Genomic DNA, 25,069 nt, shown 5'->3' on the forward strand with positions numbered 1-25,069 from the left:
CGTTGCCTCTCAACTTCGATCCAGCCATCACGTGAATCGTCGTGTAGCTATCATTGGGCACACCGGCCGCGGTAACTATGGCCATGGACTTGATGTTGTCTGGCGGGAAATCCCGGGTATGGAAATTGTCGGAGTAGCTGACCCGGATACTGGGGGACTCGCCAAAGCGCTTACACGACTGAACACCCGTCATGGTTTCAGTGACTATCGCGACATGTTCCGTGAAACGCGACCCGAATTTGTCTCCGTCTGTCCGCGACATGCTGATCAACATTTTGAAATGACCCTCGCCGCGATCAAGGCTGGCGTTAAAGGCATCTATGTTGAAAAACCGTTTTGCCGGACTCCGAGGGAAGCAGATCGTTTAATAAAAGCGGCCGATCAGTCGGGCGCAACCATTGCTGTGGCCCACCGTAATCGCTACCATCCTGTGCTTCCGGTCATTGAAAAACTGATTGCCGAAGGAACGATTGGGCGTCTTCTGGAATTGCAGGGATTTGGCAAAGGAGATCGTCGCGGAGGTGGCGAGGATCTTTGGGTTTTGGGTGGCCATGTTTTTAATCTCATCAATTACTTTGGCGGATCACCTCTTTCCGGGTCGGCTACCATTCTTCAAAATGGAAAACTGGCAGGCAAAAAGGATGTGGTTGAAGGGGCGGAAGGCCTGGGTCTACTGGTCGGAAATGAAATTCACGCCCGTTGGCTGCTTTCCTCGGGCGTCACCGCTAGCTACACATCGATAGCCAACGATGGCTCTGAGAGTAAGGCATATTCGCTGCAACTGATAGGATCGAAAGGCACTATTACCATCTACATCGACCAGACCCAATTTGCCTGGTTGAGCTCCGGGCACTACTTGGATCCGGCATCTCGAAACCAGAAGCGCATTCCCATCACCTCAGCCGGACTTGGGAAAGAAGAGTCTCAGCTTGATTTGATCAAGAAAGTGCAAACTCAGGTGGCTGGCGTTCTGGATTTAATCTCTGCGGTAGACCAAGATCGTGTGCCCATCTGCGACGCCCGGCAAGCAGCCCTCACCGTTGAAATGACCTGTGGAGTCTTTGAGTCTTTTCGCCAAGGTGGTGGACAAGTTGATTATCCTCTGACCGAACGTGGAAATCCGCTGAGTAACCCTTAGAGTTTTATTGCGCTGCCTCAAACACCTGGAGATTGTCGAAGTCGATAGTAGCGTCGTTAACCGTCGGTCCGAATTTGGTTTTGGTTGGGTGCGCGATGCCGGGGGAGCGCAAATTCGCAACGAGTTTGGAATCGATATAAGCTTCCATCAAATCGCCTTGGATCCGTACCCGCAGGCGATACCATTGGCCTTTCTCCAAAGCGAGTTTGGCAGAGGATGAAGTTTTTTGCAGAAGATCTTCTAAAGACTGCTTCTTTTTTTCTGAAAGATGTTCATCCTGACGCTGGGCCCTAACTTCGAGATTCATCCCGCCAGTTTTATCGTCAGAAATCTTGAGACTGTTTGGCGAAATCGAAAGGCGGCAGATGTGACCGGCATGGACAGACTTCTCGTTCTTGTCGTCGATGACCCAGTTGAACCGCGAACCTCCGCTAAAACGGAAATCTATCTCCATATCAAGGTCGCCAAACGGGAGCTCCTTACGGATTACGGCTCCGTGCCCTGGGTTGGTTTGTTTACCGATCAGAACGCCGTCTTTGATTACCCAGGCATCCGTTCCAGCCAGGGTAGTTACGTAAGAGTCCCCGATTTCAATGCGACCTTCGAAATCATCTGAGAAAATGAGCGTGCGATTGTGCGCAGCCTGAATGGTTACTGCCAAAAGGCAGACAAGAGAAAAGATGCGTATAGAAAAGTTCATAGTCGATTGGGTTTCTTTATTTATCTTTCACTATCGGTACGTCTTATCGTCGAGACGTTCGAGATTCATGTCATCGGGGAAAACTCCGATCGTAATTATAGCGAACGTAAATACTTCGGTTTCCGGTTCCAAATGGCCGCCGAACGATTCCATCTCATCGGCCAGGGTAATGTGCGGATGCACCCGGCCGTCCATGATGTATCCATTCATACTGATGATATCGGCATCTCTGGTCGGATCCTTCATCATGTAATTTTTGGAAGGGAAGTTACGGTTGCTGACTACATGAATATGGTACCCGCGAACCGATCCGATCCCGGCCAGAATCACACCGTTTTTGATCCCTTCTGTTTCTATGCCTTTTTGCAGTCCGGCAAGCAGGTCGGTCTTAAACTTCATCCGTAGTATAACAATCCTCTCAAAGTTTCCAGAAACGGCGTACACATCTGGAACGGATTCGTTGTTGGGTTTGCTGTCATGATCAGTTGGCTTGGTGATTTCGGTGCGTGAATACTGTCCGAAAAGAGGCAAGGCCAAAGTCAACGTACAGATGAGTAGAAGAAACGTTTTCATAATTTGGGGTCGATGTTTAGATGATGGGACCTGCTTTAGTTTTATACCAATTCAGACTGAACTAATTTTAATTGATCAACTGCCGGGAGAAATCACAAGCTTACCCGCTTTGATAAATTCCTTTCGCGTGATCACTGGCGTGCCATTCACCAGATTGTAATAGCTGTATTCCGGCAGATCACCACTCCAGTCGATTGTGAATCCGGCATGGCCATCGTTGACGTCCAATACGCGATCACGGCTCTTAACATACGGACTTTCGCAAATCGGCCACTCGGCAAAATCAAGAGTTGCTCCATTGATCGATGAGTTGGGGAGCCAATCATTATAACGATTAGGGACGGATTGATGCTGAATATGGAGTTTATCCCCCCGCGTCGAAGTGTAGGTGACTTCCTTGTGATCATCTAACCTTGAAGTATCGAGTTCGCAGTCTGTGATGCGTTTTTGAAACTCTTGGAACGATCCGAATTCGGCGCGATCTCCCATCTCCAAAGCGAAGCCGGTTAAGTTCGCCTCTGCGGGAAGCTCCAGGCGAACATAACCTTTCTTGAGTGTCTGGGTCCAGGTTGCTCCAGCGCGTAATGGACGGACAGCTATGTAAACTTCGTTCTCTCCTTCACCTTCGCGGAAAAAGAAAACGTTGCCTAGCTGAATGCGTTCATCGATGGCCTCGGGTACGTATAGAAATACCGATTGGACGGGATTCGAAAGCCTCGCACTTTGCATGTGACCGCCCGTTTTCCAATCCGCGTTTGTATAAGGATCTTTGGTCGGAATATCATACAGCTGTACGACTGCATTTTCCCAATGAACGGATTGGCAAAACGGACTGACGCCCATCCAGTCTTCATCAAGATCGAACTGCGGCCTGGAAGTACCTTGTCCCCGTTGTTGTCCCCGATCGGCCTCCGGTTCCTGACCCTTGATCGCATCCGTGTACCAGTATGGATGCTGGGCCAACACATAATTATGTTCGTCCTTGGACTTGTAACTTACGGCAAAAGCCAGAGCGAGGGACATGGACACGTGTTCCCCGAAATAGCCTGTGCCCATGGAGTAGTTTTTATGGGTATAAGTGCTGCGCAAACGAGGATCAAATGTCGACTTGCTATCGTTGGCAGAGCCTGGTCTCACCAACTCCGACGCGGAAGCCGCGCGAGATTGCCAGGTCATGAAAGGTGTTTTAAGCCGCTTCGTACCCAAGTTGCGTATGACCGGATCGGGCACAAAAGGTGACACCGCATGCAAGATGCCTGCCATCCCGTACGGTTGTAAGGGTTTGTATTTGGTATCAGAAAATGCCGCGTCGGTGTTTTTGTCGATGCCCGGAATCAGTCCACCGCCAAAATAGAGCCAGGCCGTCCAGGATGTTTGGGTACGGGGATAGGCTAACTGGTAATGGTCTTCAATGAATCCATTCTCACGTACTGCCGGTGGAGTGAGAATGCCGTGATTGTAGTTAAGTGCCAGATCCACCAGCATCCAGTCAAGTATGGCCCGTGCCATGAGTCGGGCGCTGTCATCTTTTGAAAAATCAACCACGTTCAACCAGGGTGCTGTATTTACACTCTGGTAAGTGGTTGAGAGAAACTCAGACATGGAGTGTGCATAAACAGCCCTACCGTAGGTGCGCATGTAGTCCGTGGCTTCCGCCACTATTTCCCGACCTGTTTTCCCGCCATGGAAAATAGCGTCAGGAAATGACTCACCAAAAAGGTACCCGGTGGTTCGTCGCATCGCTATATGGTTTTCCGTTCCTCCGCCGAAAAAGTTTTCGTAGGCCGTAACATCCGCTAGCAGGTCAGCCTTTACTTGTGGTGAAAGCAACGAACCAAACTGGCACCAGATCCGTGAAAGCGAACTTTTCCCAAAGTGGTCACCATTCGAGCGTTCTGGAATTCCAACTGGCAGGTAGGCTAACGCCTCTTTGTCCGTGGGATCAAGGAGAAGTCGGCAAAGAATCAGGGGATTCGTATGTTTTGGTCCGCCCTTGGGTTGGAATTCTTCGGCCCCGGAATGGATTAGCACCCGTTTGCGATAATCAACCGCCTCCTCCGAAGTTTTTTGAATCCGTTCGCTATCATTCCAGGCATCGTCCACTTGAGATGTGTCCACCTGTTCTATCGATTTAACAAGACTCGCGAACTGTTGACGCTGTTGCAGGTTTAACGCGGGGCGTTTGGTCTGCTGACTCGTTTCAACTCGACTTTCTGAACTTGGGCGTTCCCTCCGCTCATTGGTTTCTGCCCGACGTTCTGTGTTCGGACGACTGCCGCTTCTCTGCGTGAGAAAGGCATCCATTTCTTCGCGAGTAACCTCTCCGTCGCCATTGGTGTCCATCCGGGTTCTCGCTTGCTCAGGGACTTCGTCTTTCGTCAGTCTGCCGTCGTTGTTCTTGTCCCACTGGTTGAAGCGCTCGGCGATTTGTTGGGCGCTGAAATTAGTAGAGAATAATACAAGAGCGACTAGACAGATGTGGATCGGTGATTTTCGCATGGGACCTCCTTTCAATTTTTTCAACAGCGCAGTCGGAATCCATCATAGATTACTTCATTCCAAACTCTTTCTTAATAAAATCCACCACTAACTTTGCATAGCGGGGATCGTCCCGGTCGACATGAGTGACCACCTCACTACGGATGCCGAGCTTGTCCATTTCCTTCTTCAAAACATAGCCGAATTGAGGGCTGTGGATGCCCGGGCCCCTGTCGCTGTCTTTGACCAAATAAGTTAATAGCGCGGGGACGTCGTCTTTAGTCAAGTGGTGGATCGGAGATACTTCTTCGAACAGCGCGTATTTCTCTTTCGGGAGCTGATCGAGATTGTCGAGATCGGCATCGAACAATTTTCGCAGTGCGCCAATTCGGTACACCTGATCGTTTTCCGGAAACAGATCGCGAATAAATCGCGGATCGTAAGAGGTTTGGCCGTTGGAAACGGCCATACAGGTCAGGCGGGTGGAGTGTCGCAACACAGGGTCGTCGCTGTCCGGGTCTGCCAGGTCGTCGTGAAATCCCAGCCAAAGCGAAATACCCGCCCCAGCGGAACCTCCATTGGCAGCGATCCGGTTCGGGTCGATGTTCCATTGCTTGGCGTTGTGCCGAATAAACTGAATTGCCCGGGCGCCATCGAGAAACGGTGCCGGAGCGATCGCATCCTGCGAAAGACGATAGGAGATGGTTACAACAGATATTCCAGCCTTCAGGCAAGCTTCACGCAGACCCCGCTCAACTCCTTTATCGCCATGCGTAAAGCCGCCGCCGTGAATGGCTACCAAGACCGGCGTCGGCTCCTTTGATTTTGCCAACCAGACATCCATTAAATTTCGTTCGTGGCTCCCATAGCTTACATCGCTGTGTGTGTGTGGGTGGGCTTTTTCTTTTTGCTCTTGAGCTTGCATCGCTGCCGGAGCGAGCAGTAACAGCAATGCGATTCCAAAGAAGAATTGAATGTGTTTCATATGATTATCCAAGTTGCTATGCCTTATTCGTCTCTTCAGGTTTGCCGAAAGCATTAAACCATTTTGCTTCGGATTCAGCATCGCTAATCAGCAGGAGCTCCACACCTTCCTTTAGCTTTTCGGTAGGATTGGGATTGATGTTGAGGTCCCCATTCTGCTTTACCGCAACTACGGTACAACCAGTGTTCTTCCGAATGTCGGCTTCTATTAACGACTTTCCGATTAAAATCGGTGGCAACGTCACGTTAAAAATATTGAGGCCTTCCGCAATCATGAGGATGTCACTTCGTTTCAAAAAGTTGAAGATGATGTCTGCCCCCATTGAGGCGTAAGACATAACAAAGTCGGCGCCCGCACGGTGCAAGGTCGCGACATTACGGTCCAGGACTGCACGACTGATGATCTCAATGTCGGGACGCAATTTTCTGAAGAAGATTGTCAGAAAGATGTTTGTTTCATCGTCATGCGGCGTAACGACAACCACGGGAGCAAGCGCCTCAAGGATTCCAGCTTTGGTCAGAATGGAAAGATCACTCGCGTCGCCAATAATCGCCTTTTCGCCAAAGCGGGCGACCCGTTCCGGTAGTTTTTCCAGAATGCAAAAATCGATATTATTTTTCTGTAATGCGTCAGCCGTTGCCCGACCAACACGTCCTCCCCCCACTATAACAACGAAGCTTTTCTTCAATTGGGCGATGCTGTAAAGTTCGTCGTATCGATCAATCTGCTTTTTGGATCCTGCCATTACGAGAACAGTATAGCTGGTGATCTCAGTGTTCGGCCCCGCGCTCTGAAACTGCCCCCTTTCCCAGACGCCGACCACTGTCACCCCGGCATCGCGCCCTAGACCAGCTTGCGCAAGCGTTTTTCCCACCAGTGGCGTCCCTGCGGTAGTTACCTCAGCAATCAGGAGTTTGTCAAATTGACCTATTATATGCTGGGCCGCCCCGCCGAGGGAAGTGCGTCTGGCCAACGCCTGTCCCATCATGTCGCCTAGCCTGAATACGCGGGTACTACCTGCGAGTTTCTGAATATCGCCAGCTGTTTGAGTGTTGGCAGTTGTGAGGATGGGTATATCTTTCGACTGCTGGCGTACGGTGAAAGCAATGGTGGTATTGGCAACATCTGTTCCTGTGGCTGCTACAATTGCTGCGCGATTTAGGCGCAAATGGTCATAGGTTTCCGGACTGTCTGCTGCACCAACCATCACTTTAATGCCATCGTCATTAAGCTTGAGTGCGGTTTCGGGATCCCCAACCAACACCACATACGGATAACCAAACTGCTCAAGTTTACGAATAAGGGACGCAGTTACCTCATCATAGTTGGTGAGGATCACATGCGAATGGGTATCAGGTGGCAGTTCACGGGGAGCGCGAGCACGGGCCTGTGCTTCCATCCAGGGAGTGTAAAAGAATTCAATGAGAGTAAACGGCATTAACATCAAAAGGAAAACGATCCCGGAAATAAGAACGATAGTCGAAAACAGGCGACCGACATCCGTCTGAAAAGTAATGTCACCAAACCCTAATGTAGACATTACTGTGAGCGTCCAATAGAAGCCCGTGAACCAGGTATGTTCCTGTCCCTCCCAGCTCATGATAACGTGGAAACCCACACTGTAGACGATAATCATTCCGAGCAGAATCAGAATAAACTTAATAAGTAATCCGAAGTTTCGGCGACTGGATCCTTTTTCAAGAAAGGCGGCGACTTGGGAGGAAAGAAATTTCATTGATCAAACATTTTACTCTTAAAAATCATTTTCTTTAAATTCAACAGCTTCCACGTTCGGTCAAGTGGTTGTTTTTGAAATAAATACAGTAACCATCAACGGTTGCGGAATAATGAGTAGGACTTCGAGTCTGTTTAGCCAAATACTTTATTTAACAAATCGAGCACGCCTTGAGGAGTTCGTGACTTGGGGTATCTTCGGAAATTATTGGAAAATTCTGTTCAGGTCGATCAAATCGTGTGGGTGTCGTGAAGGTATTAAAGTGGAGGTCGTTACTCATTTCCATCTGACAATTGATCCATTTTTTGGCAGCTGAGCCGTGAGTATTAAATGTACCGTCAGCCTGTCCCATGTCCCGGCCATAGCGACTGACTGTGACCTCATTGTTATAGGGAGCAAGCCACAGGTGAGGTTTGATATGGTTGACGCCGTTGCTGACAAACTTGTCACCATCTGGCCCGATGAACCACCAGACGCCATCGATCTGTTCGACATGGATAAAGCCGGTGGCTTTGGCTAGTGCAAAGAATTGGACCCCTGAAAGAAGAGCAAGGATAAATAGGCCGAGGAAGTAGGACGTTTTTTTGTAGGAGCTGCTTTAGCTGCGATTAAGTTGTCTTCAGGTTCGCAGCTAAAGCGGCTCCTACATTTTAACACCGAACGTTGCATTTTGTGTCTGAGATTTAAGATCTTTAAAGTTTGGCAACCCACCGTGCCATATCATGGTTTGCCCCGCGGATAAGATCATTGTTTGGCGCATCCGGATCCTCCTGTTCACCAAGAAGACCACGGGCTCGTTGACGGTTACGCAAGTAGGCACCACACAGATGTGCACCGACGGCTCCGGGATTTTTCTGAAGTCCCAGGAGCATTTCGGCGTACCAGGCACCGTTGTTTTCCTTGTAGGAATGAGTCGGATAACGGCCGGTATGGTCGTCGATTTCCGTGCCTTGTGCACCGTCAGCCCAGAGGACTGGACGTCCCGTTTTCTTGTGCCATTCAGCGAGGTGAGTAACCGGGTCTTTAAAGTCCTGGAAGCAGAGCACATCGACTAATCCTTCTGATGCGTTAACTACTTCGTCAGGGAGCGGGGCATTGGCTTCATAACGATCCCCCATGATCAAATGATTCGGATCGTACCGGCGGATGACGTCGTGGGTTACCTGGTAGTAATGTCGGGCGAGATCAAAGAGTTCTTTTTTTCCTGATGCAGTTTTCAGTTTGTCCGGATCGAACATAGGGCCGCGCCATTGGTTGTGCGGGCGATTCCAGGTCCAGGTCGGACAATCGGAGTACCAGTAGCCGATCAAATTGGGATCATCCCGCAATCGGGTGCATTCGCTGCGAGCCACATAATCGCACCAGTCCTTGAAGTCCGAACTTCGTAGATCCGGGTTCTTGTGCCAGGGATTCCAGGAGTGCGTTTCGATGAACGGCAGCATGTGGAAGTAGGGCATATCCAGTGCCTGATATTCCTCGAAACTCCAATTGGCCGAGTGTGCCTGTTGTTTGACCGTGACTTCCTGCACCCAACCTACCGAGTTGAACTCCCAATCCTGAAGGTGTGGTCGCACTCCTTCCTTGATCCAGCGGATCTGGTTGTTGCCATACTTCTTCTGCCAGATGTGTTCATTTTCCGGGTACCGCAAGGTTGCGGAGTCGAAGTGATTTAAAGCCAGCGAAAAGAACGGCTTTCCGTCCGGCGTCTGGAACAACCAACGACCTTTGACTTTCATCAAAGTAAAATACGATCCCGAGTGTGAAGCGGCGAACGCTTTTGGGAGCAGGGCGGTTGATAACAGAGCGGCTGTTGCGGATTTTAGGAAGGTTCTTCGTGAGTGCATTATTGGAATTTTAAAAGGTTTATTATGTAGGAGCTGCTTTAGCTGCGATTGAACGCCTAGGATATATCGATCGCAGCTAAAGCAGCTCCTACATAAATCACAAAGAGTTCAACGATTTTTCTTCAAATGTGCTTTGATATCGTACTTAGTCCAAAGGCCTTCGAGCTTTTTATCCAGAGCATCCAGCTGAGCATCGCTCATGGGATGAGGACTGTGTTTATAAACCTGGGTGTTGATGTCCCGGATCAGGGACATCAATCCGTCACGTGGGTTTCCATCGATGGTGTAGATACCTGTTTCCTGGTCTTTGTCTATGACGGCGAGTTCCTGATCGTAAAGGCACATGCAAAAAGTTGCTCCTAGGGTCCGAGGATCTTTGTAGTGTCGCATCAAAGTGGCCTGGTAGATTTCTCCTCGGGCCTCGTGGCTAGTCAGTCCTTTGTACAAGTTTCCTTTGTTGTTGGGATAATGGAATCCAACGTCCTCATCCGAAACAATCATCGGAAGGCCCGCGGCGTCGGACAGGTCACTGATGTTGATGGATTCGTTCCAATGCTGGGGAGCGATCAAGTCGAGGTAAGGGGCGGCAGCTTTCAAGGATTCTCCGGTCAATGCCCACTCCTTGATAAAGGAGCCGAGGATGAGGTGATTGTTGTCGTACCGCCGAATTGCGGTGTGCGCCATTTTGTAAAGATGGATACACATATGCTCAATGATGGCGTTAAAATCGTCCACCTTGCGCGGATCCAGTTTTCTCCGAATACTTGGATAGTTCGCGTTGCCGAAGTCTTTTTCATAAACTAGGAGTGCCTTGGTTTTCAGATCTGAAATCTTTTTCAAGTTCATACCATAGATCTCGTTGAATTTTTTCACGTCACCGTGGTAGCGATTATCGAGGAGATCGGTGATTGCCACACGCCCATGGCTGTTGGCCGGAAGGGACATGTGGTGGTTGATCCAGTCCTGGGAGTGATTGAAAGCACCGAATCCATAATAATATCCTATGACTAGTGGATTGTCTTTGGCAGGTGGGCAGGCCGCCTTGGCCCGGTCTTCGATCAATCGTTTGTAAGCTGGATCAAAAATATCGGGCAACGTTTCTTCTTCCACGAACTCCCAGGGATGTTTCAACAGGATCACGCCGACGGCGTAAGGAAACATTTCCTCCTCAAAGACTTTTTCTGAAAGCGGCAGGTCGACATAACCATTCAGGTTGCGTTCGGGACTGGTGGCTCCACCCAACGCGCAATTAAATCCCAGCTCACGGGCTTTGGCCACGGAATCGCGTACCCAGGCTTCCTTGTCAGAAGGGTCATATTAAAAATGATGCTTAGGTTAGATTCCAAGCGTGTATTGGGGTGTATTTGAGGTGATAGAATCGTCGAATGAAATTCCTACTTTGGACAATATATTTAGGCGGGCAACGGAAATATTCTACAGGCTTTAGTTTGATGTTATCCGAGTGCCAAAGCGAGCTTGGCAACGAGAACAAGCTTAGCTAACTTGAGGGCAAAAGCTTAAAGATCGAATTTCCAATGCTGCTCTATGAACAATAAATCCCCAAGTGATTATCTCAAACCCGTTGCAGGTAACGGCCTCCTACATCGACGAATGTTTCTAACTAATTCCGTCGCGATTCTCGGTGCAGCCGGTCTTCAACTTATGACCTCGAAGCAAGCGGGCGCGGCGCCACCTGACGTGCCAATGTCGATGACTGTGCCCGGTGCAGGGATGAGTGGCTACGGTGCGCGATCACATCATGAAAACCACGTGCAGAGAACGATTGGTTCGGTCCCAGGCACGGTCGGAACGGGTGCGTCGCGGACGCCACTTGAGTATCTGCAAGGCATTATTACTCCAAATGCTCTACACTTTGAACGACATCACAACGGCGTTCCCGATATCGACCCGACCGAGCATCGACTGATGATCCACGGTTTGGTTGATCGTCCATTGATATTCGATCTTGAATCTCTCTCGCGGTATCCACTGGTATCCAATATTCGTTTCGTTGAGTGCTCTGGGAACAGCGGTGCCAACAATGCGGCCAAACCGCCACAATCAACTGCGAGTGGAATTCACGGTCTCGTTTCTTGTAGTGATTGGACGGGCGTGCCGCTGGGTGTTCTCCTCGATGAAGTCGGCATTAAACCGGAGGGAAAGTGGATCATTGCGGAAGGCGCTGATGCCGCGGCGATGAGTCGCAGCGTTCCGATCGAAAAAGCGCTCGATGATGCGGTAGTCGCTCTCTATCAAAACGGCGAGCGGCTTCGTCCCAGCAACGGCTACCCAATGCGGTTGTTGCTCCCAGGTTGGGAAGGCAACGCCAATGTCAAATGGCTGCGCCAGATCCAGGTTTCTTCGAGTCCTGCTATGACGAAAGACGAAACCTCAAAATACTCGGACCTCGGAATGGATGGGCGTGCGAGTCTGTTTACCTTTCCGATGGGCGTGAAGTCCGTGATCACTTCGCCGTCTGGTAAGTCTACCATGCAAGGGCCCGGTCTCTATCAAATTTCAGGACTCGCTTGGTCTGGCGCGGGTAAGATCCGTCGCGTTGAGGTCTCGGCAGATGGTGGACGGAGCTGGGCTGAAGCTGCGCTTTCCGAGCCAGTCCTTTCAAAGGCCCTGGTACGTTTTCGTTTGCCGTGGAGATGGGATGGGGGTCCCGCTGTTTTGCAAAGTCGTGCCATCGACGAAGCTGGTGCCGTGCAACCGACACGCGACGCGCTGCTTGGTGAACGAGGCCAAAACTTCCGTTACCATTATCATGCAATTCAAAGTTGGAGTGTGGGTTCCACAGGGGAGGTTGCTAATGTTTACGCGTAACCGTGCACTCGCGCTGAGTGCTTTGCTGCTGGGCACCACCATATCAATCGTAAGCTCGGCACAAGAAGGTCCCGGGTTAGGTGTCGCGGCGACGCCTGAGCAAGTGGCCGCTTGGTCACTTACCATTCTTCCCGATGGTAGCGGATTGCCAGAAGGGTCTGGTACGGCCGAGATCGGTGCACAAATCTATGCGCAAAAGTGTTTGGCCTGTCATGGTCAGAACGGTGTTGAGGGACCTAACGACAAGCTCGTCGGCGGCCACGGCAGTATTTCGAGCGACGCACCTGTAAAAACAGTCGGTAGCTATTGGCCCTACGCCACAACGGTTTTCGATTACATACGCCGTGCGATGCCATTGATGCAGCCCCAATCGCTAACCAACGATGAAACGTATGCGCTAACAGCGTATCTGTTGGAGTTGAACGATATCATCGATTCAGACCAAGTCATGGATGCCCAAACCTTGCCAAAGGTAAAGATGCCCAACGTGGATAATTTCTTCTGGGCCTATTCTCCAAATCAGAAATAGCTCACTCTATCAGGGCTCAACGATTATCCGTCCCTGCATTAAGGTAAAGTGTCCGGAGAAAGTGCAAATGTAAGGGTATACTCCCGGTGTGGGAGCCGTGAATTCCACGAAAACCGTATCTCCCGGATAGGCTAACCTGGAAGCGGCAAGGATGCGATCCATCTCTTGCTTGGGAACAAATTCGTCGGCTTGCGCAGAGATAGCTGCAATGCCGACCGGGTTTATATCAACCTCCGTTTTCACCACCACGATGTTGTGTGCCATTTCACTGGCATTGACGAAACGAATGACAATGCGTTCTCCCGGTTTCGCTTTAATTTCTGTCACGTCATAGCTAAGGGCGATTCCGGTGGACCTGACATCGACAACGCGGGTGCCATCCGCGATCATAGGTGCCAGACTAGGGAGTTCTTTGGCAAAGTTGACCTTTGGTTTTGAAACGTGCTCGGTGCTCCCATGCTGTGCCGTTGTTGTGGCCTGATCACCAGCCACTCGATGAATCGTTTTATGGATAACATGTTTCATTTCCGCGCCGTCTGCGGACCGCAGACGGTAATCTATGGCCATCACCAATCCCATCGAAGCCTCGATCATGTCGGGTATGCTCGATAATACACCAAGCGTTTTCTGAGCAAGGTCCTGCCTGAGTTCGGGAATTTCCAACAAGACCGTTTTTCGATCTTCGGAGAGTTGGATAGATTGAATGACCACCGGATCTGCAACCGTATCGCCAGGGGTGGTCATCGAATAAATTTTCCCCCGAGTGCCATACTGACTGGTCCAGGGGTAGGTCCACAGACTTAAGGAGTAGTTTTGCGGATCGGTGGCCGAGTCAGGTTCTAGCGCATCGGAAAATCGGAGTTCCAGACCGCCTTTTTTTGTATTCACCGCTACAGGTAGATGAAGTGGACGACCGGTGTAACGCACACGATGAAAAGAGCCCCAATCACCGCCATGTCCGACCGATTGCCAACTGGTAAGTCCGGCTATATACAAATGACCATCCTGATGAAATCGTCCGTGAATGGTACCTGACTGAAATCTGAGAGGCAGAGTTAAATGAGCTCCCTGCCATTGACCCTCGACTTCTTCTTTTAAAACTAGTGAGAGCGTACCACGTCCGTAGGAAGTGAGCAGAAGCTGACCTTGGAGTTCCTCAGGCCAGGTTGGACTATCGATAAAGATCGGCGTCGATGGCGAATTATCGACAAAATGGGGAACCCAAAGAATGGGTTTCTCAAAATTGGTAGGTAACGGATCCCTGTGGGCTGAGTGCATAAAGCCGTGAAAGCCACCTTCCACTATTTTATGAACCTTACTTGTTGGAACCCAATTTCCTTCATTGTCACTGTAAAGAATCTCATCGTTCGGACCAATGGAGAGACCGTTGGGGTTCCGCAGCCCGGTAGCGATAATGTCGAGTTTGCTGCCATCTGGCGGCATGCGGAAGAGAACACCGTGATGCGGGGTGATCTCTGCTTTAACTCCTCCAATTCTAGATACAGGTGGCCAAGGCGTCGCTTTGGCGAAGTAGAAGTTACCCTTGGAATCCGTATCCAGGTTCAAAGTGAAGGCGTGGAAATTAGTGGCTGCCATCACGTCGTTATTAAAGTTCTCGTAGAAGTCCGCTTCTCCATCGCCGTTCCGATCGTGCAGTAAATTAATCTGGTCGCGGCAAGTGACGTAAATCCGATCATTCACCACTTTGACTCCCATCGGTTGATTTAAACCGGTTGCGAAACGCGTCCACCGGAGATCGCCGGAACCTTCTCCCAATCCATCTACGATCCACACTTCCCCGCTCAATGAGGAAACAACCGCCCGGCCATCGGATAAGAAGTCTACTCCTGAAAAACGCAGGAAGGAATTCCAGGGATTGGTAGTCGGTAGAGTAAGTTCATCTACCACAAAAGGCCCACTTTCAGTACCGACGCCAATTTCCGTTTCGATTACCTCCCAGTTTGATGAACCTGGTTCTTGCAAGGATCTTAGATCGGTCACTGTGGTCTTCGACTCAAGATGGGTGATCATGTATTCTCCCGCGGAACTTTGAAGTGCTGGACCTATCGCAAGCTCGAAATCTAAGGCTTGGTCGAGCGGTGGCAGATCAAGGACGAGGTGGTGGTCAATCAACCTCCATTTTGCATTTGCTGGTAAGCCGCGATGCCCCACAAGACGGGATTGGTTGCCGGACCTGATTTCTACGTACCCGGATGTTGGAGACAGTACTATTTGTTCAAGCGTGGTAGAGGAGCCATCGGGTGCCTCAGTCACCTGTACCGAAAGCCCATTGGCTGTTTTGCCAAGTTTGAACGTGCGGGTAAAAATGGGCTGATTCTCCACACGCACAAAACCCGGTGATTCGAGCACATCAGCCTGCCCAATGGTGTAGGAAAAGACAACCTTATCACCGTGTAAGTAAAGTCCTTGGTAGGAACCGAGCGTACGAGGAAGCGGACCATATCCCCAGGGTCGCGGGTCGGTAAATTTCCGGTCTATTGACCAACCTGGCCGCTGGCTCGTTGAGAAATGTATAAACCCGTCTGGGCTTGGAAATTCCTGCAGCCCATCCCGTGCTGGATACCATTTGAGCAAGCCTCCGGTCCATGCACTGGCAACTCGGAGTAGATCCGTGTCGAACACCATCACCGCATCACCTTCCGATCCTAATTTTACGGCAATGCCTTTGTGTACGACGATACTTCTTGTCGACATCGGGTCCGTTGAAATCGTGGAGGAAATAAAAGGGCCATGATCCATCTCGTTCATCGGACTCGGGCTCAGGGGTTGCGCCTGTACATGGAAAGTGGGAGCAAAGACGCTATAGAGTAACAGAACCAGCGACCCAACAAAGGTAGAGAAACGGAGCATGAAGACGGTCTAGGGTTGCTTCCAATTAAGGCAACAAAAACATCCTGATTATTAATCAGGTTTTCACTTCAATTGCTCTCTCAGAAATACTTGCTTCACAAAGAATACGATTGGGTGTTTCCCTCACCAAATCCGTGTGTGGTTGGGTTCCAGGTTTAAAACTGTCCCGTTGAGGGTTTTGTTCGTTTTTGGAAGCGACCATTGTTGATATTTAATAATGAATCCTGGAGCAATTGACTTCGAACCCTATTTCTTGCTCAACTCTCGTCGCCTCAACAGAACTACTCTAAGTAATTAGTTTTTGGCAAATAAGTGGGAACTTATTATTGATTGGCAAAAAAATCTGATTGGGTGTCTTCATGAAAGTATATTTATCAACCTTTATTATCCTGGTTATCGTGAGGAACAACCGGTAACTCAAAACACACCTTACTATGAGATTCATTGGGAAGAAAGACGTATATATAATTAAAACTTTCCTGCAGAACTTCAGGTCAGCCAAAACACCAACATGATTCATTTTGTTACTACACATGCTCATACTTATACCAATGAGAGTCTTATTGAACGACACGGACCAAAGCTAATCAGGCTATGGACGTATGACCAATTGTTTCTCACGAAATTTCTTACCGCAGGCACATGGATCTTTACAGATCACGAAAGACTTTCTCCATACGATATATCGCGCGCGGCTCATTTTGGAAATCTGCTAAAGAAAAACGGAGCCCGCGTTTTAAATCATCCGGCACAGGTACGGAGTCGTTTTGAAATATTAAGGCGACTAAAAGAGGCGGGCATTAATCAGTTTTCCGCCTACAGGTGCGAATCCGAGCCACGTCCGTTAAAGTTTCCGGTGTTTGTTAGGAATGAATTTGATCACGACAGCGAAGCGATGACTCTTATCGAAACCCAAGTGGATCTCGATGCAGAATTGGATAGGCTCGAAAGAAATGGTATTCCTTTAATCGGTAAAATTGTGATCGAGTATTCCGGCGAACCAATATTTCCGAATGTTTGGCAACGATTGTCTACCTACTGCGTAGCCGGGGAAATTATTCCGCACCATATGGGGTTTCATGATTCTTGGGTGGTTAAAAGTGGTTTTAATAAATCTGAATTGGAAACACACACGGAAAAAGCTCGATTGCTTGATATGGAAAGAGCCTTCGTGAAACAGAACCAACATGTTGAAATTTTGAGGAAAGCATTTTCTCTCGCCGGGATCGAGTATGGGCGGGCGGACTTTTCAATTAAGGATAATCGTGTGCAGATTTTTGAAATAAATACGAATCCTACTCACGCATCCGAGCCCATGCTTTATCAGAATATTCACCCTGAACGGGAGGAGCTCCTAAGGCACAGCGAAAGAAGACTTCAAAGTGCTATTGTGGAATTGAACCAGCCTGATGGGGAGGGAATCCTGCTATACGGAACGTTGTGGAATAGAATAGTTCGGCGCTTGGCAAAAGTAATTAAAAAGGCTCCGCGCTCCTGATGAAATTGTCCCTCACATCGTCTTTCGATTTTCAATCTAAAGAATATCGAACGCTTCTTCAGAATTCTCAGGTTAGCGCTTTTCAGCAACCTGATTGGTTAAGCACCCTCTATAAACATATAGCTGATGATTCCGTTTTCAAACCTCTGGTAGTGCAAGGTCGAAGCTCACAGACCAATGAACTTCAAATCATCATTCCGATTTTTGCCAGAACGGATGGAGATGAAGTGGTCGTTGAATACGCTTCTGCAGGGGTTACTGACTATGCGTGTCCGATAGTGAGTACTGATCTCCTTAAAAATTCAGATCAACTAGCAGGATTTCCCGATCAGCTTTTTGAGGTTTTGAAAGACTACAAACGACTGAGAATCGGTCCCGTAAAAGAGGAGGACCTTTCATTGTGGCGACAGTTGCTCGGCACCGCTCCGACAAAAGCTAAATTTGGGCGACATGCCGTTGTGCCCGGATCACCCTACAAAGAATGGCGAAACAGCAACTTGGGAAAATCCCGGAGAAGCCAACTTGACCGCAAGGCACGACGTCTGGCGGATCGCGGCAAGGTTCATTTGCAAGTGCTCCCTTCGAGCGAGGCAGGTGAAGCTTTAAACTGGGCAAAACAAACTCGGACAGGCCGATTTCAGAATGACGCTATTCAACGCGAATACATAAACAATTTCTATAGCGAAATTGCAGCTAGGGGCACTGCCACAGGCTTTGCCCGTACCTACAAACTTACCTGTGGAGAAGACCCGGTTGCAACTTGCTTTGGCGTGGTGGATGGAGACCGCTACTGCTACCTGGTGCTGGCATGTGACTATGAGAATTTTGCCCAATACTCACCGGGAATGATGGTTCTGGATCTTGCCATGGCCGATTGGGCCGCAACAGGAGGAAAAGTGTTCGACTTTACGATAGGGGATGAACCCTTCAAAAGCTCCTTCGGATGTACCAGATCGCCAATGTTCACATTTGAAGCCGACATCAAGCCTTCTTAAAATATTGAAGAACCTAACCAGGTACTTCTTCAACCGGACCTATGACATGTTGGGGAGTGTTACTTGCTCAACCCTTGGACATTAAAAATCCAACTCTACGGATTCCCCCTCCTTCGGAACGGTAACATTCCAGTTGAATTGTTTTCGAATATGGTTCGCCAATGCTTCGCGTGGGCCATCCTCGCCATGGACCAAGAATATACGTTCCGGTTTTTTATTAAAGCCCAGGAGCCAGGCGAGAATCTCCTGGTAATCCGCGTGGCCTGAAAACCCTGGAATATATTCAATGTGTGCGTTCACCGGTATCATTTCGCCAAACATCTTCAATTCCTTAGCACCTTCGAGAAGCGTTCTTCCGCGCGTGCCCTCTGCCTGGTAGCCGACAAATAGAATGGTGTTATTTTCTTTTGGTAAACGTTCCTTCAAGTGGTGGAGTATTCGCCCACCAGTGGCCATCCCACTTGCGGAAATGATGATTCCCTTTTCGTGAGTATTGTTAATTGCAATACTCTGGTCGCGCTTCGGACACAGTTTAAGTTTTTTGGGTCGAAAAAGCTGAGTTCCAGCAATGTGAAGTTTCCGACAGGTCAGATTGAAGTCCGGTATGTGGTTCTTATGCACTTCTAGTGCCTTTAGTGCCATCGGTGAATCCACATAAATCGGAACGGAGGGAAGGAGACCCTGGTCTTCCATTTCCCGGATCATGAAAAGAAGTGTCTGCGTCCGACCGACCGAAAAAGCCGGAATTACAACCATACCATGGCGATCCATGGTTTGGGTCACAATTTCGGCAAATTTTTCCCGAGGATCCTTATCCTCGTGAAGGCGATCTCCATACGTCGACTCTAAAACCAGATAATCCACATCGTACGACTGGACCGGTGCGCGTAATATCGAATCCAAAGGTCGGCCCAAATCCCCACTAAAAACAATCTTCCGAAACCCGTTTCTGGATTTGGTTTTTAGATCAAGCCACGCAGAACCCAAAATGTGTCCTGCATCCCGATACTTTGCGCGCAAACCTTCCGCCGGATGAAAATGCTGACCGTAATCGACAGTCCTCAAATAGGGGAAAACGTCCTTCGCATCCTCCTCCGTAAACAACGGCTTGGCTGGGTGGTGTTTTGAATATCCTTTTTTGTTAGCGTAGCGAGCTTCCTCCTCTTGCAGGTGCCCCGTATCGGGAAGTAAAATTTTTAACAGATCAGCCGTGCCGCTCGTGCAATGGATCCCTCCGCGAAATCCATCCTTAACCAACCTCGGCAAATACCCGGTATGATCAATGTGTGCGTGGGTAAGTATAACTTCATCAATAAGTGGCGGCGCCTCCGGAAATGCGTCCCAGTTTTTGAGTCTATTTGCCTTAATTCCTTGAAACAGTCCGCAATCAATGAGTAGGCGTTTCCCGTGCGTCTCGAGTAAGTGGCGAGATCCGGTAACGGTTCCGGCTGCGCCTAGAAATGTTAATTTTGCCATAAGAAATATATAGAGATAAAAGTTCGAAGAGAGTGTATCCTCAAAACCGTATTAAAGCAAGGGAACCATCTCTTTAGTCGAGGGACAAAACACGCTTACCAGTAATTCAATGCGTCTTCAAAAAGACGGGATAAAACCGATTCATCCGCAGGCAAGGGGGATAACTTTGTGACGCGATGCTGGGGCAACGTTCCTTGAACCAGAGTAGGAATGTCCGCTGAGGTATAACCCACCGCTGAAAGTCCATTGGGCATTTTCAGGCGTTGCATAAATTCAATGATTCGATTGGCGAGGACTTCACCAATTTGATTGTCACTTACTCCGGAGACATTTGCCCCGAGTGCCTCTGCAGCTTGTCGATGTCGCCCAGGATTGGCTGAGGCGGTGAAGCGAAAAACCGCAGGCGCATTTAATATCACCGACATCCCATGTGGGATGATTGCGTGATCCGCCTCAAACCCTTCAGGAATGAATTCACGCACATGACTTGAAACAGGATAAGACATTCCGTGTGGCAGGTGCACCCCCGCATTGCCAAATCCAACACCCGCCATTCCGGCAGCCAGATGCATCATGCCTCGGGATTCAATATCGTCAGAATCCTCAAAAGCCCGAATTAAATATTTGTCTACCATTCTCAGCGCCTCCAGTGACCAAATATCGCTTAGGGGATTGGACCCCTGGTAAGCAGGGCGAAGTATGGGGCGATCGGGTTTGGGGCGTTCCCGGTAGTCGATAGCCGTATAAGATTCTATGGCATGGCTGAGAACGTCCAGTCCGGTTGATGCGACCACGACGGGCGGCATGGTTCTCGTATTTTCCGGATCGATCAAACCCAGTGTTGGTTTGAGTCGACGATGCGCTATTCCGGTTTTTGCATGAATGGAGCTTAAATCAAATATCGTTACTCCGGTTGTTTCACTACCTGTTCCGCAAGTGGTCGGAATAGCATACAATGGTTTCAGTGGACCTGGTACTGGTTTGGCTTTCCCGATTGGGGCATTCACATAATCCAAAAGATCGGCCGGGTAGGTGGTGTATAAATTTACTGCTTTTGCCGTATCGATAACAGAGCCGCCCCCTACGGCGACAATGCAGTCAAAATCCACGCTTTCACCAAAACGAATAGCGTCCATGAACGAATGTTCGTTGGGTTCAATTCTGACTCGGTCGTATACCTGGAAATCGATCCTATTGTCTTCGAGCGATTGTAATACCGTCAGAACAGGTGGAAGTTTTGCCAACAGTTGATCTGTCAATACCAATGCTTTTTTGTAACCTGCGTCGGCGAGATCCATGCCGATTTCCGCCGTTATACCTGCACCGAATCGTATGCTCGATGTCGCCATTTCAAACGCGTAATCTTTTTCCATTTTATCCAATTAGAGTAAGGTTAAATTCGATCGGGAAGGGGAGTCTTCGGCCATGGTATCGGGTCCCTTACGAGTCGATTGGAAGCAGTTGACCTTAGCAACGCTTTTTGCACGCTGGGCTACACTGATGATTACAGGTCGAGGGAAACAAATATGACGGAAGAAAAATGGGATCAGATTTTTGCGGTAAATACCAAGGGCCCATTTTTTGTCATTCGTGCCGCCACTCCCTTACTTAAAAAGGGCCCCTCATCTTCCGTCGTTAATATCTCGTCTGCCGCTGGGGTTTCTGGCTTTGGATCTTCAGTTGCTTATTGCGCAAGTAAGGGCACTCTTAATACCATGACCAAAACATTGGCTCGGGCCCTTGCTCCGAAAATCCGGGTTAATGCCGTTTACCCGGGACCGATAGACAGTCGATGGCTGAGGCAAGGCATGACGGAGGAAGAAATTCAAGATCGTGTTTCGTCCTTACCTATATCCGAGATCGTTTCTCCTGATGATGTCGCCGATACGGTTGCATACCTGGCAACAGGCACCAGTAAAACTACCGGCCAATTGCTAACCGTTGATTGCGGACGAAGCATGTAAATTCTTTCTTCTCAACAAACACACAAATCTCAGTTACAAATACTCCGACTCTTCCTTTCGAGTTGGTCCTTAGTTTTCTTATTCAATACAAGCGCTATGAAATTTTTTCTCAATGGAAGTTGGCAAGGCCGCGATGAAGTTATCGAGGTAAAAAATCCTTTTAATGGAAGTGTCGTTGACACGGTTCCAAAAGCAACCGCAGCGGATGTGGAAACGGCTCTACAAGCAGCTGAAGCAGGAGCCAAGGTCATGGCCGGGTTGACGGGTTACGAGCGATTTCTGATCCTCCGGAAAACCGCCGACCTGATGCGCGAGCGTTTGGAAGATTTGGCCCATACGCTGAGTTCCGAAGAGGGCAAGATTTTGACGGAAGCTCGACTTGAAGTAGATCGCTCGGCCCAGACGATCGAACTGAGCGGCGAGGAAGCCAAGCGTCTAAGTGGCGAAGTGCTTCCTCTGGATGGGGGCAAAGGTGTGCACAACAAGTTTGGGTTCACCCTTCGAGTTCCGTGTGGGGTAGTTGCAGCTATTACTCCGTTTAATTTTCCACTGAACCTGGTTTGCCATAAGCTGGGACCAGCTCTGGCAGGTGGAAACTCTGTTATCCTCAAACCAGCGAGCGACACTCCACTCGTCTCATTAAAATTGATCGAAATTCTTTTGGAAGCCGGATTGCCGCCTCTAGCGGTATCCTGCATAACGGGCAGTGGAGCCAGCATAGGGGATGGTATTTGTTCCGACCCGCGTGTCCGGAAAATTTCTTTTACCGGAAGCAAAGAAGTCGGAGAACACATCTGCAGAGTTGCCGGAATCAAAAAGGTTACCATGGAGCTTGGCTCCAACAGTCCACTCATTGTGCTGCCCGATGCCGATTTGGATTTGGTGGCTCAACTGACGGTTGCGTCTGGTTTCGCTAATGCCGGGCAAGTCTGTATTTCTGCTCAACGATTGATCGTGGTGGATTCCATTCACGACGCGATGATGGATGCTTTATTACCCAGAGTTGAGGCTTTGGTCGCTGGTAATCAATTGGCGGACGGCTCTAATATGGGTCCGATGGTCCGTGAAGCAGATGCGGCTCGGGTTGAAAGCTGGCTGCGTGAGGCCGAAAGTGCGGGAGCCAAAATCCTCACCGGAGGAGGCCGGAGTGGTGCTTTGATGCAACCTACTCTTCTAGGCGATGTCACTCCGGATATGCGGGTTAGCAGGGAAGAAATTTTTGGTCCTGCAGTAGGAGTTCAAAAAGTGAAGGACATCGATGAGGCTGTACGGATGGCCAACGATACCGAGTTTGGATTAAGCGCTGGAATCTTTACCCAGGACATCGATGCCGCCATGCGCTTTGCCCGGGAGGTTCACAGTGGAAACATTCATATCAATTGGGGCCCAATGTGGAGAACCGATTGTATGCCTTATGGCGGGCTCAAAGGAAGCGGCACGGGTAAAGAGGGGCCGAAGTATGCGGTTGAAGAAATGACTGAAACAAAGACCGTTGTAATTCACTCTAAATAATCTGCGACAAGATGAAACTTTTACCACTGCTTCTTCTATTGCCACTACTGTGCTGGGCTGTACCTACAGACCCAGTACAAACAACTGAAGGCTGGGTTTCTGGCTGGACGCTCAATAAAGAGACTGGCCTGGAAGTGTTTCGTGGAGTTTCGTATGCTGCTCCTCCCATGAAGGACTTACGCTGGCGTCCTCCTCAGCCTCGAAAGCCCTGGGGCGGAATCAAGACTTGTCAGATGTTTAGTCCTGTTGCTCCGCAAACGCTTGGCGAGGGAGCAGATGCATTTGTGAGCGAGGACTGTTTGTATCTAAACATTTGGTCTACCAAGGTAAATAAACCGGAGTCCAAACTTCCGGTTATGGTATGGATTCATGGAGGTGGATTAAATCGGGGTTGGGGCCATAAGCCGTTTTACGACGGAACTGCTCTTGCTGAGCGAGGGGTAGTGCTGGTTTCTATCAACTATCGTCTGGGTGCATTGGGTTTTCTTGCCCTTCCTGCCTTGTCTGCCGATTCTGAAAACGGGGTTTCCGGCAACTACGGCATTCTCGACCAGATCGCAGCTCTCAAATGGATTCGCAACAATATCGCCGCCTTTGGAGGCGACCCGGACAACGTGACGATCTTTGGTGAGTCGGCTGGCGGCACCAGTGTCTCCGTGCTCTGTTCTTCTCCTTTGGCTAAAGGCTTGTTTCAAAAGGCGATCCTTCAAAGCCCCTGGTCCTTTGGATTCGTCGACAATTTGGCAAACCCCAACTTCGCTCATTTGAAGCAACCCATGAAAAACATCCGCAGTGCCGAGGACATTGGTGTGGATTGGGCAAAAATCCATACGGACAAAACGGATGCCGAAGGGTTGGCGGTACTTCGAGCTTTACCTTTCAAAGAAGTGCTGGCGACGGTGAACTATTACGAGACCCGCCCAACCATCGATGGCTGGGTGCTACCGGGGCATCCGCAAACCGTTTTTAGTGAGGGGAAACAGATCAATGTTCCCATGATCATTGGTACAACAAAGGATGAAGGCAATTTCTTCAGAAATTTCGTTCGTTATGAAGATAGAGCGGCTTTTGGAGAAATGCTTAAAAATTATTATGGGAAAGCTGGCGTTAAGATTTTGAAGCAGTATCCCGGAGAAACGAAACAAGAGATCAAAGATGCAGGCAGTACTTTTATAACCGACTCCTGGTTTGTCCAACCCGCACGAGAAATGCTCAATGGCATGACCAAGCTTTCCTCGCCAGCTTACCAATATCAGTTTTCCAAAGGGAATTCCATGAACCCGGAAATCGGTGCCCCCCATGCAATTGAACTGCGTTATGTATTCAATACGCTCGAAAATAAAGAAGAGGATCCCGATGGTCAGACTCTGGCTGACGCTGTTACCGATTATTGGGTACAATTCGCAACAACCGGAAATCCGAATAAGAAAGGCCTTCCCGAATGGCCCGCCTACACAAGCAAGAACAAGGCTTACATCGACCTGAATACGGAGATTACGATTGGCGTAGATCTAAAGAAGGAAGCCTGTGATACGATCGATGCGGCATTGATAGGACACTATTCCTGGGATTGACGACCTAGGATAAAAATAGCTCGTTCGACTTGTAATCGTATTTGGGCCTAATCCATATAAAAAACTCAAGGTTTCGCTCTGGTCAGGTGCCAGGTACTGTGTCTTCCAGGATCTTTAGGGGCTCCAATATGGTAACCAATGGACACATGTTCCCGCTCCGTTCCATAACGATTGAGGCTCCATTCTAGAATAAAACCATAGGGCAGTTCCAAGTTAACTTGGGCAGCGAAGGATTTGTATTTCAGGTGTGGTTCCAAAAGCTCAATATCTGTTTTTGAAAGGCGACCTCCAACTAGACCCTGTTCGAAAAGCCTTCCGGAAGGAAGGTTTTCTTTTTTTTGGTTCGTAGTTCAGGCTTGAGGACTCTC

General features: G+C 49.3%; 19 protein-coding genes. 9 read left to right on the top strand and 10 right to left on the bottom strand.

The window, feature by feature from the left end; genetic code table 11:
* A partial coding sequence (locus O3C43_18250; GenBank protein MDA1068431.1) for a Gfo/Idh/MocA family oxidoreductase occupies window positions 1–1,138 on the top strand: 1,138 nt, incomplete at its 5' end.
* Between the two features lie 4 nt (window positions 1,139–1,142).
* Here the strand turns inward: O3C43_18250 and O3C43_18255 are convergent.
* The 5 genes from O3C43_18255 to O3C43_18275 all read right to left on the bottom strand — a co-directional run bounded on the left by O3C43_18255 (window position 1,143) and on the right by O3C43_18275 (window position 7,609).
* Window positions 1,143–1,838, bottom strand: coding sequence for a DUF1080 domain-containing protein (locus O3C43_18255; GenBank protein ID MDA1068432.1), 696 nt, complete (start codon window positions 1,836–1,838; stop codon window positions 1,143–1,145).
* Window positions 1,839–1,868: 30 nt separating this feature from the next.
* Window positions 1,869–2,411 (bottom strand): DNA-binding protein, encoded by a 543-nt coding sequence (locus O3C43_18260; GenBank protein ID MDA1068433.1) that lies wholly within the window; start codon window positions 2,409–2,411, stop codon window positions 1,869–1,871.
* A gap of 75 nt (window positions 2,412–2,486) precedes the next feature.
* Window positions 2,487–4,910 carry an EF-hand domain-containing protein gene (locus O3C43_18265; protein ID MDA1068434.1) on the bottom strand — a complete coding sequence of 808 codons (2,424 nt, stop codon included), beginning with the start codon at window positions 4,908–4,910 and terminating at the stop codon, window positions 2,487–2,489.
* A gap of 49 nt (window positions 4,911–4,959) precedes the next feature.
* The gene (locus O3C43_18270; protein MDA1068435.1) at window positions 4,960–5,874 is read right to left on the bottom strand and encodes an alpha/beta hydrolase; all 915 of its coding nucleotides are present in this window, start codon (window positions 5,872–5,874) and stop codon (window positions 4,960–4,962) included.
* A 16-nt stretch (window positions 5,875–5,890) separates the two neighbouring features.
* On the bottom strand, window positions 5,891–7,609 hold the full coding sequence (locus tag O3C43_18275) for an NAD-binding protein (GenBank protein MDA1068436.1): 1,719 nt from the start codon (window positions 7,607–7,609) through the stop codon (window positions 5,891–5,893).
* 319 nt (window positions 7,610–7,928) lie between these two features.
* Between O3C43_18275 and O3C43_18280 the strand changes: the two genes are divergently transcribed.
* Entirely contained in the window at window positions 7,929–8,129 is a 201-nt protein-coding gene (locus O3C43_18280; protein ID MDA1068437.1) for a hypothetical protein, read from the top strand.
* A 172-nt stretch (window positions 8,130–8,301) separates the two neighbouring features.
* On the opposite strand, the gene O3C43_18285 is transcribed toward O3C43_18280, so the two are convergent.
* Window positions 8,302–9,453 (bottom strand): agarase, encoded by a 1,152-nt coding sequence (locus O3C43_18285; protein MDA1068438.1) that lies wholly within the window; start codon window positions 9,451–9,453, stop codon window positions 8,302–8,304.
* 108 nt (window positions 9,454–9,561) lie between these two features.
* Complete coding sequence (locus O3C43_18290; GenBank protein ID MDA1068439.1) at window positions 9,562–10,731, bottom strand: hypothetical protein; 1,170 nt, start codon at window positions 10,729–10,731, stop codon at window positions 9,562–9,564.
* 267 nt (window positions 10,732–10,998) lie between these two features.
* On the opposite strand from O3C43_18290, the gene soxC reads away from it, so the two are divergent.
* Both soxC and O3C43_18300 read left to right on the top strand, forming a co-directional pair.
* Window positions 10,999–12,282: a sulfite dehydrogenase gene (gene soxC, locus O3C43_18295; GenBank protein MDA1068440.1), complete on the top strand. Its 1,284-nt coding sequence runs from the start codon at window positions 10,999–11,001 to the stop codon at window positions 12,280–12,282.
* Window positions 12,269–12,811 carry a cytochrome c gene (locus O3C43_18300; protein MDA1068441.1) on the top strand — a complete coding sequence of 181 codons (543 nt, stop codon included), beginning with the start codon at window positions 12,269–12,271 and terminating at the stop codon, window positions 12,809–12,811. The genes soxC and O3C43_18300 overlap by 14 nt, the downstream gene beginning before the upstream one ends.
* 9 nt (window positions 12,812–12,820) lie before the next feature.
* Here the strand turns inward: O3C43_18300 and O3C43_18305 are convergent, their stop codons facing one another.
* Window positions 12,821–15,682, bottom strand: coding sequence for a plastocyanin/azurin family copper-binding protein (locus tag O3C43_18305; protein MDA1068442.1), 2,862 nt, complete (start codon window positions 15,680–15,682; stop codon window positions 12,821–12,823).
* A gap of 511 nt (window positions 15,683–16,193) precedes the next feature.
* Here O3C43_18305 and O3C43_18310 point away from each other — a divergent pair.
* Window positions 16,194–17,180, top strand: coding sequence for a hypothetical protein (locus O3C43_18310; GenBank protein ID MDA1068443.1), 987 nt, complete (start codon window positions 16,194–16,196; stop codon window positions 17,178–17,180).
* Window positions 17,180–18,175, top strand: coding sequence for a GNAT family N-acetyltransferase (locus O3C43_18315; protein MDA1068444.1), 996 nt, complete (start codon window positions 17,180–17,182; stop codon window positions 18,173–18,175). The genes O3C43_18310 and O3C43_18315 overlap by 1 nt, the downstream gene beginning before the upstream one ends.
* Window positions 18,176–18,256: 81 nt before the next feature.
* On the opposite strand, the gene O3C43_18320 is transcribed toward O3C43_18315, so the two are convergent.
* Entirely contained in the window at window positions 18,257–19,651 is a 1,395-nt protein-coding gene (locus O3C43_18320; GenBank protein ID MDA1068445.1) for an MBL fold metallo-hydrolase, read from the bottom strand.
* 95 nt (window positions 19,652–19,746) lie between these two features.
* Window positions 19,747–21,024, bottom strand: coding sequence for an iron-containing alcohol dehydrogenase (locus O3C43_18325; GenBank protein MDA1068446.1), 1,278 nt, complete (start codon window positions 21,022–21,024; stop codon window positions 19,747–19,749).
* Between the two features lie 78 nt (window positions 21,025–21,102).
* Between O3C43_18325 and O3C43_18330 the strand changes: the two genes are divergently transcribed.
* The 3 genes from O3C43_18330 (at window position 21,103) to O3C43_18340 (ending at window position 24,701) form a co-directional block, all read left to right on the top strand.
* The gene (locus O3C43_18330) at window positions 21,103–21,615 is read left to right on the top strand and encodes an SDR family NAD(P)-dependent oxidoreductase (GenBank protein ID MDA1068447.1); all 513 of its coding nucleotides are present in this window, start codon (window positions 21,103–21,105) and stop codon (window positions 21,613–21,615) included.
* A 96-nt stretch (window positions 21,616–21,711) separates the two neighbouring features.
* Entirely contained in the window at window positions 21,712–23,127 is a 1,416-nt protein-coding gene (locus O3C43_18335; protein ID MDA1068448.1) for an aldehyde dehydrogenase family protein, read from the top strand.
* An 11-nt stretch (window positions 23,128–23,138) separates the two neighbouring features.
* Entirely contained in the window at window positions 23,139–24,701 is a 1,563-nt protein-coding gene (locus O3C43_18340) for a carboxylesterase family protein (GenBank protein MDA1068449.1), read from the top strand.
* Window positions 24,702–25,069: the final 368 nt, after the last annotated feature.

The sequence above is a fragment of the Verrucomicrobiota bacterium genome (assembly GCA_027622555.1).
GTDB lineage: Bacteria > Verrucomicrobiota > Verrucomicrobiia > Opitutales > UBA2995 > UBA2995.

What these genes read in the sequence shown, in the direction of transcription:
- O3C43_18325 (MDA1068446.1), bottom strand. Translation starts at nt 21,024, where the DNA reads ATGGAAAAAGATTACGCGTTTGAAATGGCGACATCGAGCATACGATTC.
- O3C43_18335 (MDA1068448.1), top strand. Translation starts at nt 21,712, where the DNA reads ATGAAATTTTTTCTCAATGGAAGTTGGCAAGGCCGCGATGAAGTTATC.
- O3C43_18260 (MDA1068433.1), bottom strand. Translation starts at nt 2,411, where the DNA reads ATGAAAACGTTTCTTCTACTCATCTGTACGTTGACTTTGGCCTTGCCT.
- O3C43_18300 (MDA1068441.1), top strand. Translation starts at nt 12,269, where the DNA reads ATGTTTACGCGTAACCGTGCACTCGCGCTGAGTGCTTTGCTGCTGGGC.
- O3C43_18270 (MDA1068435.1), bottom strand. Translation starts at nt 5,874, where the DNA reads ATGAAACACATTCAATTCTTCTTTGGAATCGCATTGCTGTTACTGCTC.
- O3C43_18340 (MDA1068449.1), top strand. Translation starts at nt 23,139, where the DNA reads ATGAAACTTTTACCACTGCTTCTTCTATTGCCACTACTGTGCTGGGCT.
- O3C43_18275 (MDA1068436.1), bottom strand. Translation starts at nt 7,609, where the DNA reads ATGAAATTTCTTTCCTCCCAAGTCGCCGCCTTTCTTGAAAAAGGATCC.
- O3C43_18305 (MDA1068442.1), bottom strand. Translation starts at nt 15,682, where the DNA reads ATGCTCCGTTTCTCTACCTTTGTTGGGTCGCTGGTTCTGTTACTCTAT.
- O3C43_18285 (MDA1068438.1), bottom strand. Translation starts at nt 9,453, where the DNA reads ATGCACTCACGAAGAACCTTCCTAAAATCCGCAACAGCCGCTCTGTTA.
- O3C43_18315 (MDA1068444.1), top strand. Translation starts at nt 17,180, where the DNA reads ATGAAATTGTCCCTCACATCGTCTTTCGATTTTCAATCTAAAGAATAT.
- O3C43_18265 (MDA1068434.1), bottom strand. Translation starts at nt 4,910, where the DNA reads ATGCGAAAATCACCGATCCACATCTGTCTAGTCGCTCTTGTATTATTC.
- soxC (MDA1068440.1), top strand. Translation starts at nt 10,999, where the DNA reads ATGAACAATAAATCCCCAAGTGATTATCTCAAACCCGTTGCAGGTAAC.
- O3C43_18255 (MDA1068432.1), bottom strand. Translation starts at nt 1,838, where the DNA reads ATGAACTTTTCTATACGCATCTTTTCTCTTGTCTGCCTTTTGGCAGTA.
- O3C43_18320 (MDA1068445.1), bottom strand. Translation starts at nt 19,651, where the DNA reads ATGGCAAAATTAACATTTCTAGGCGCAGCCGGAACCGTTACCGGATCT.
- O3C43_18310 (MDA1068443.1), top strand. Translation starts at nt 16,194, where the DNA reads ATGATTCATTTTGTTACTACACATGCTCATACTTATACCAATGAGAGT.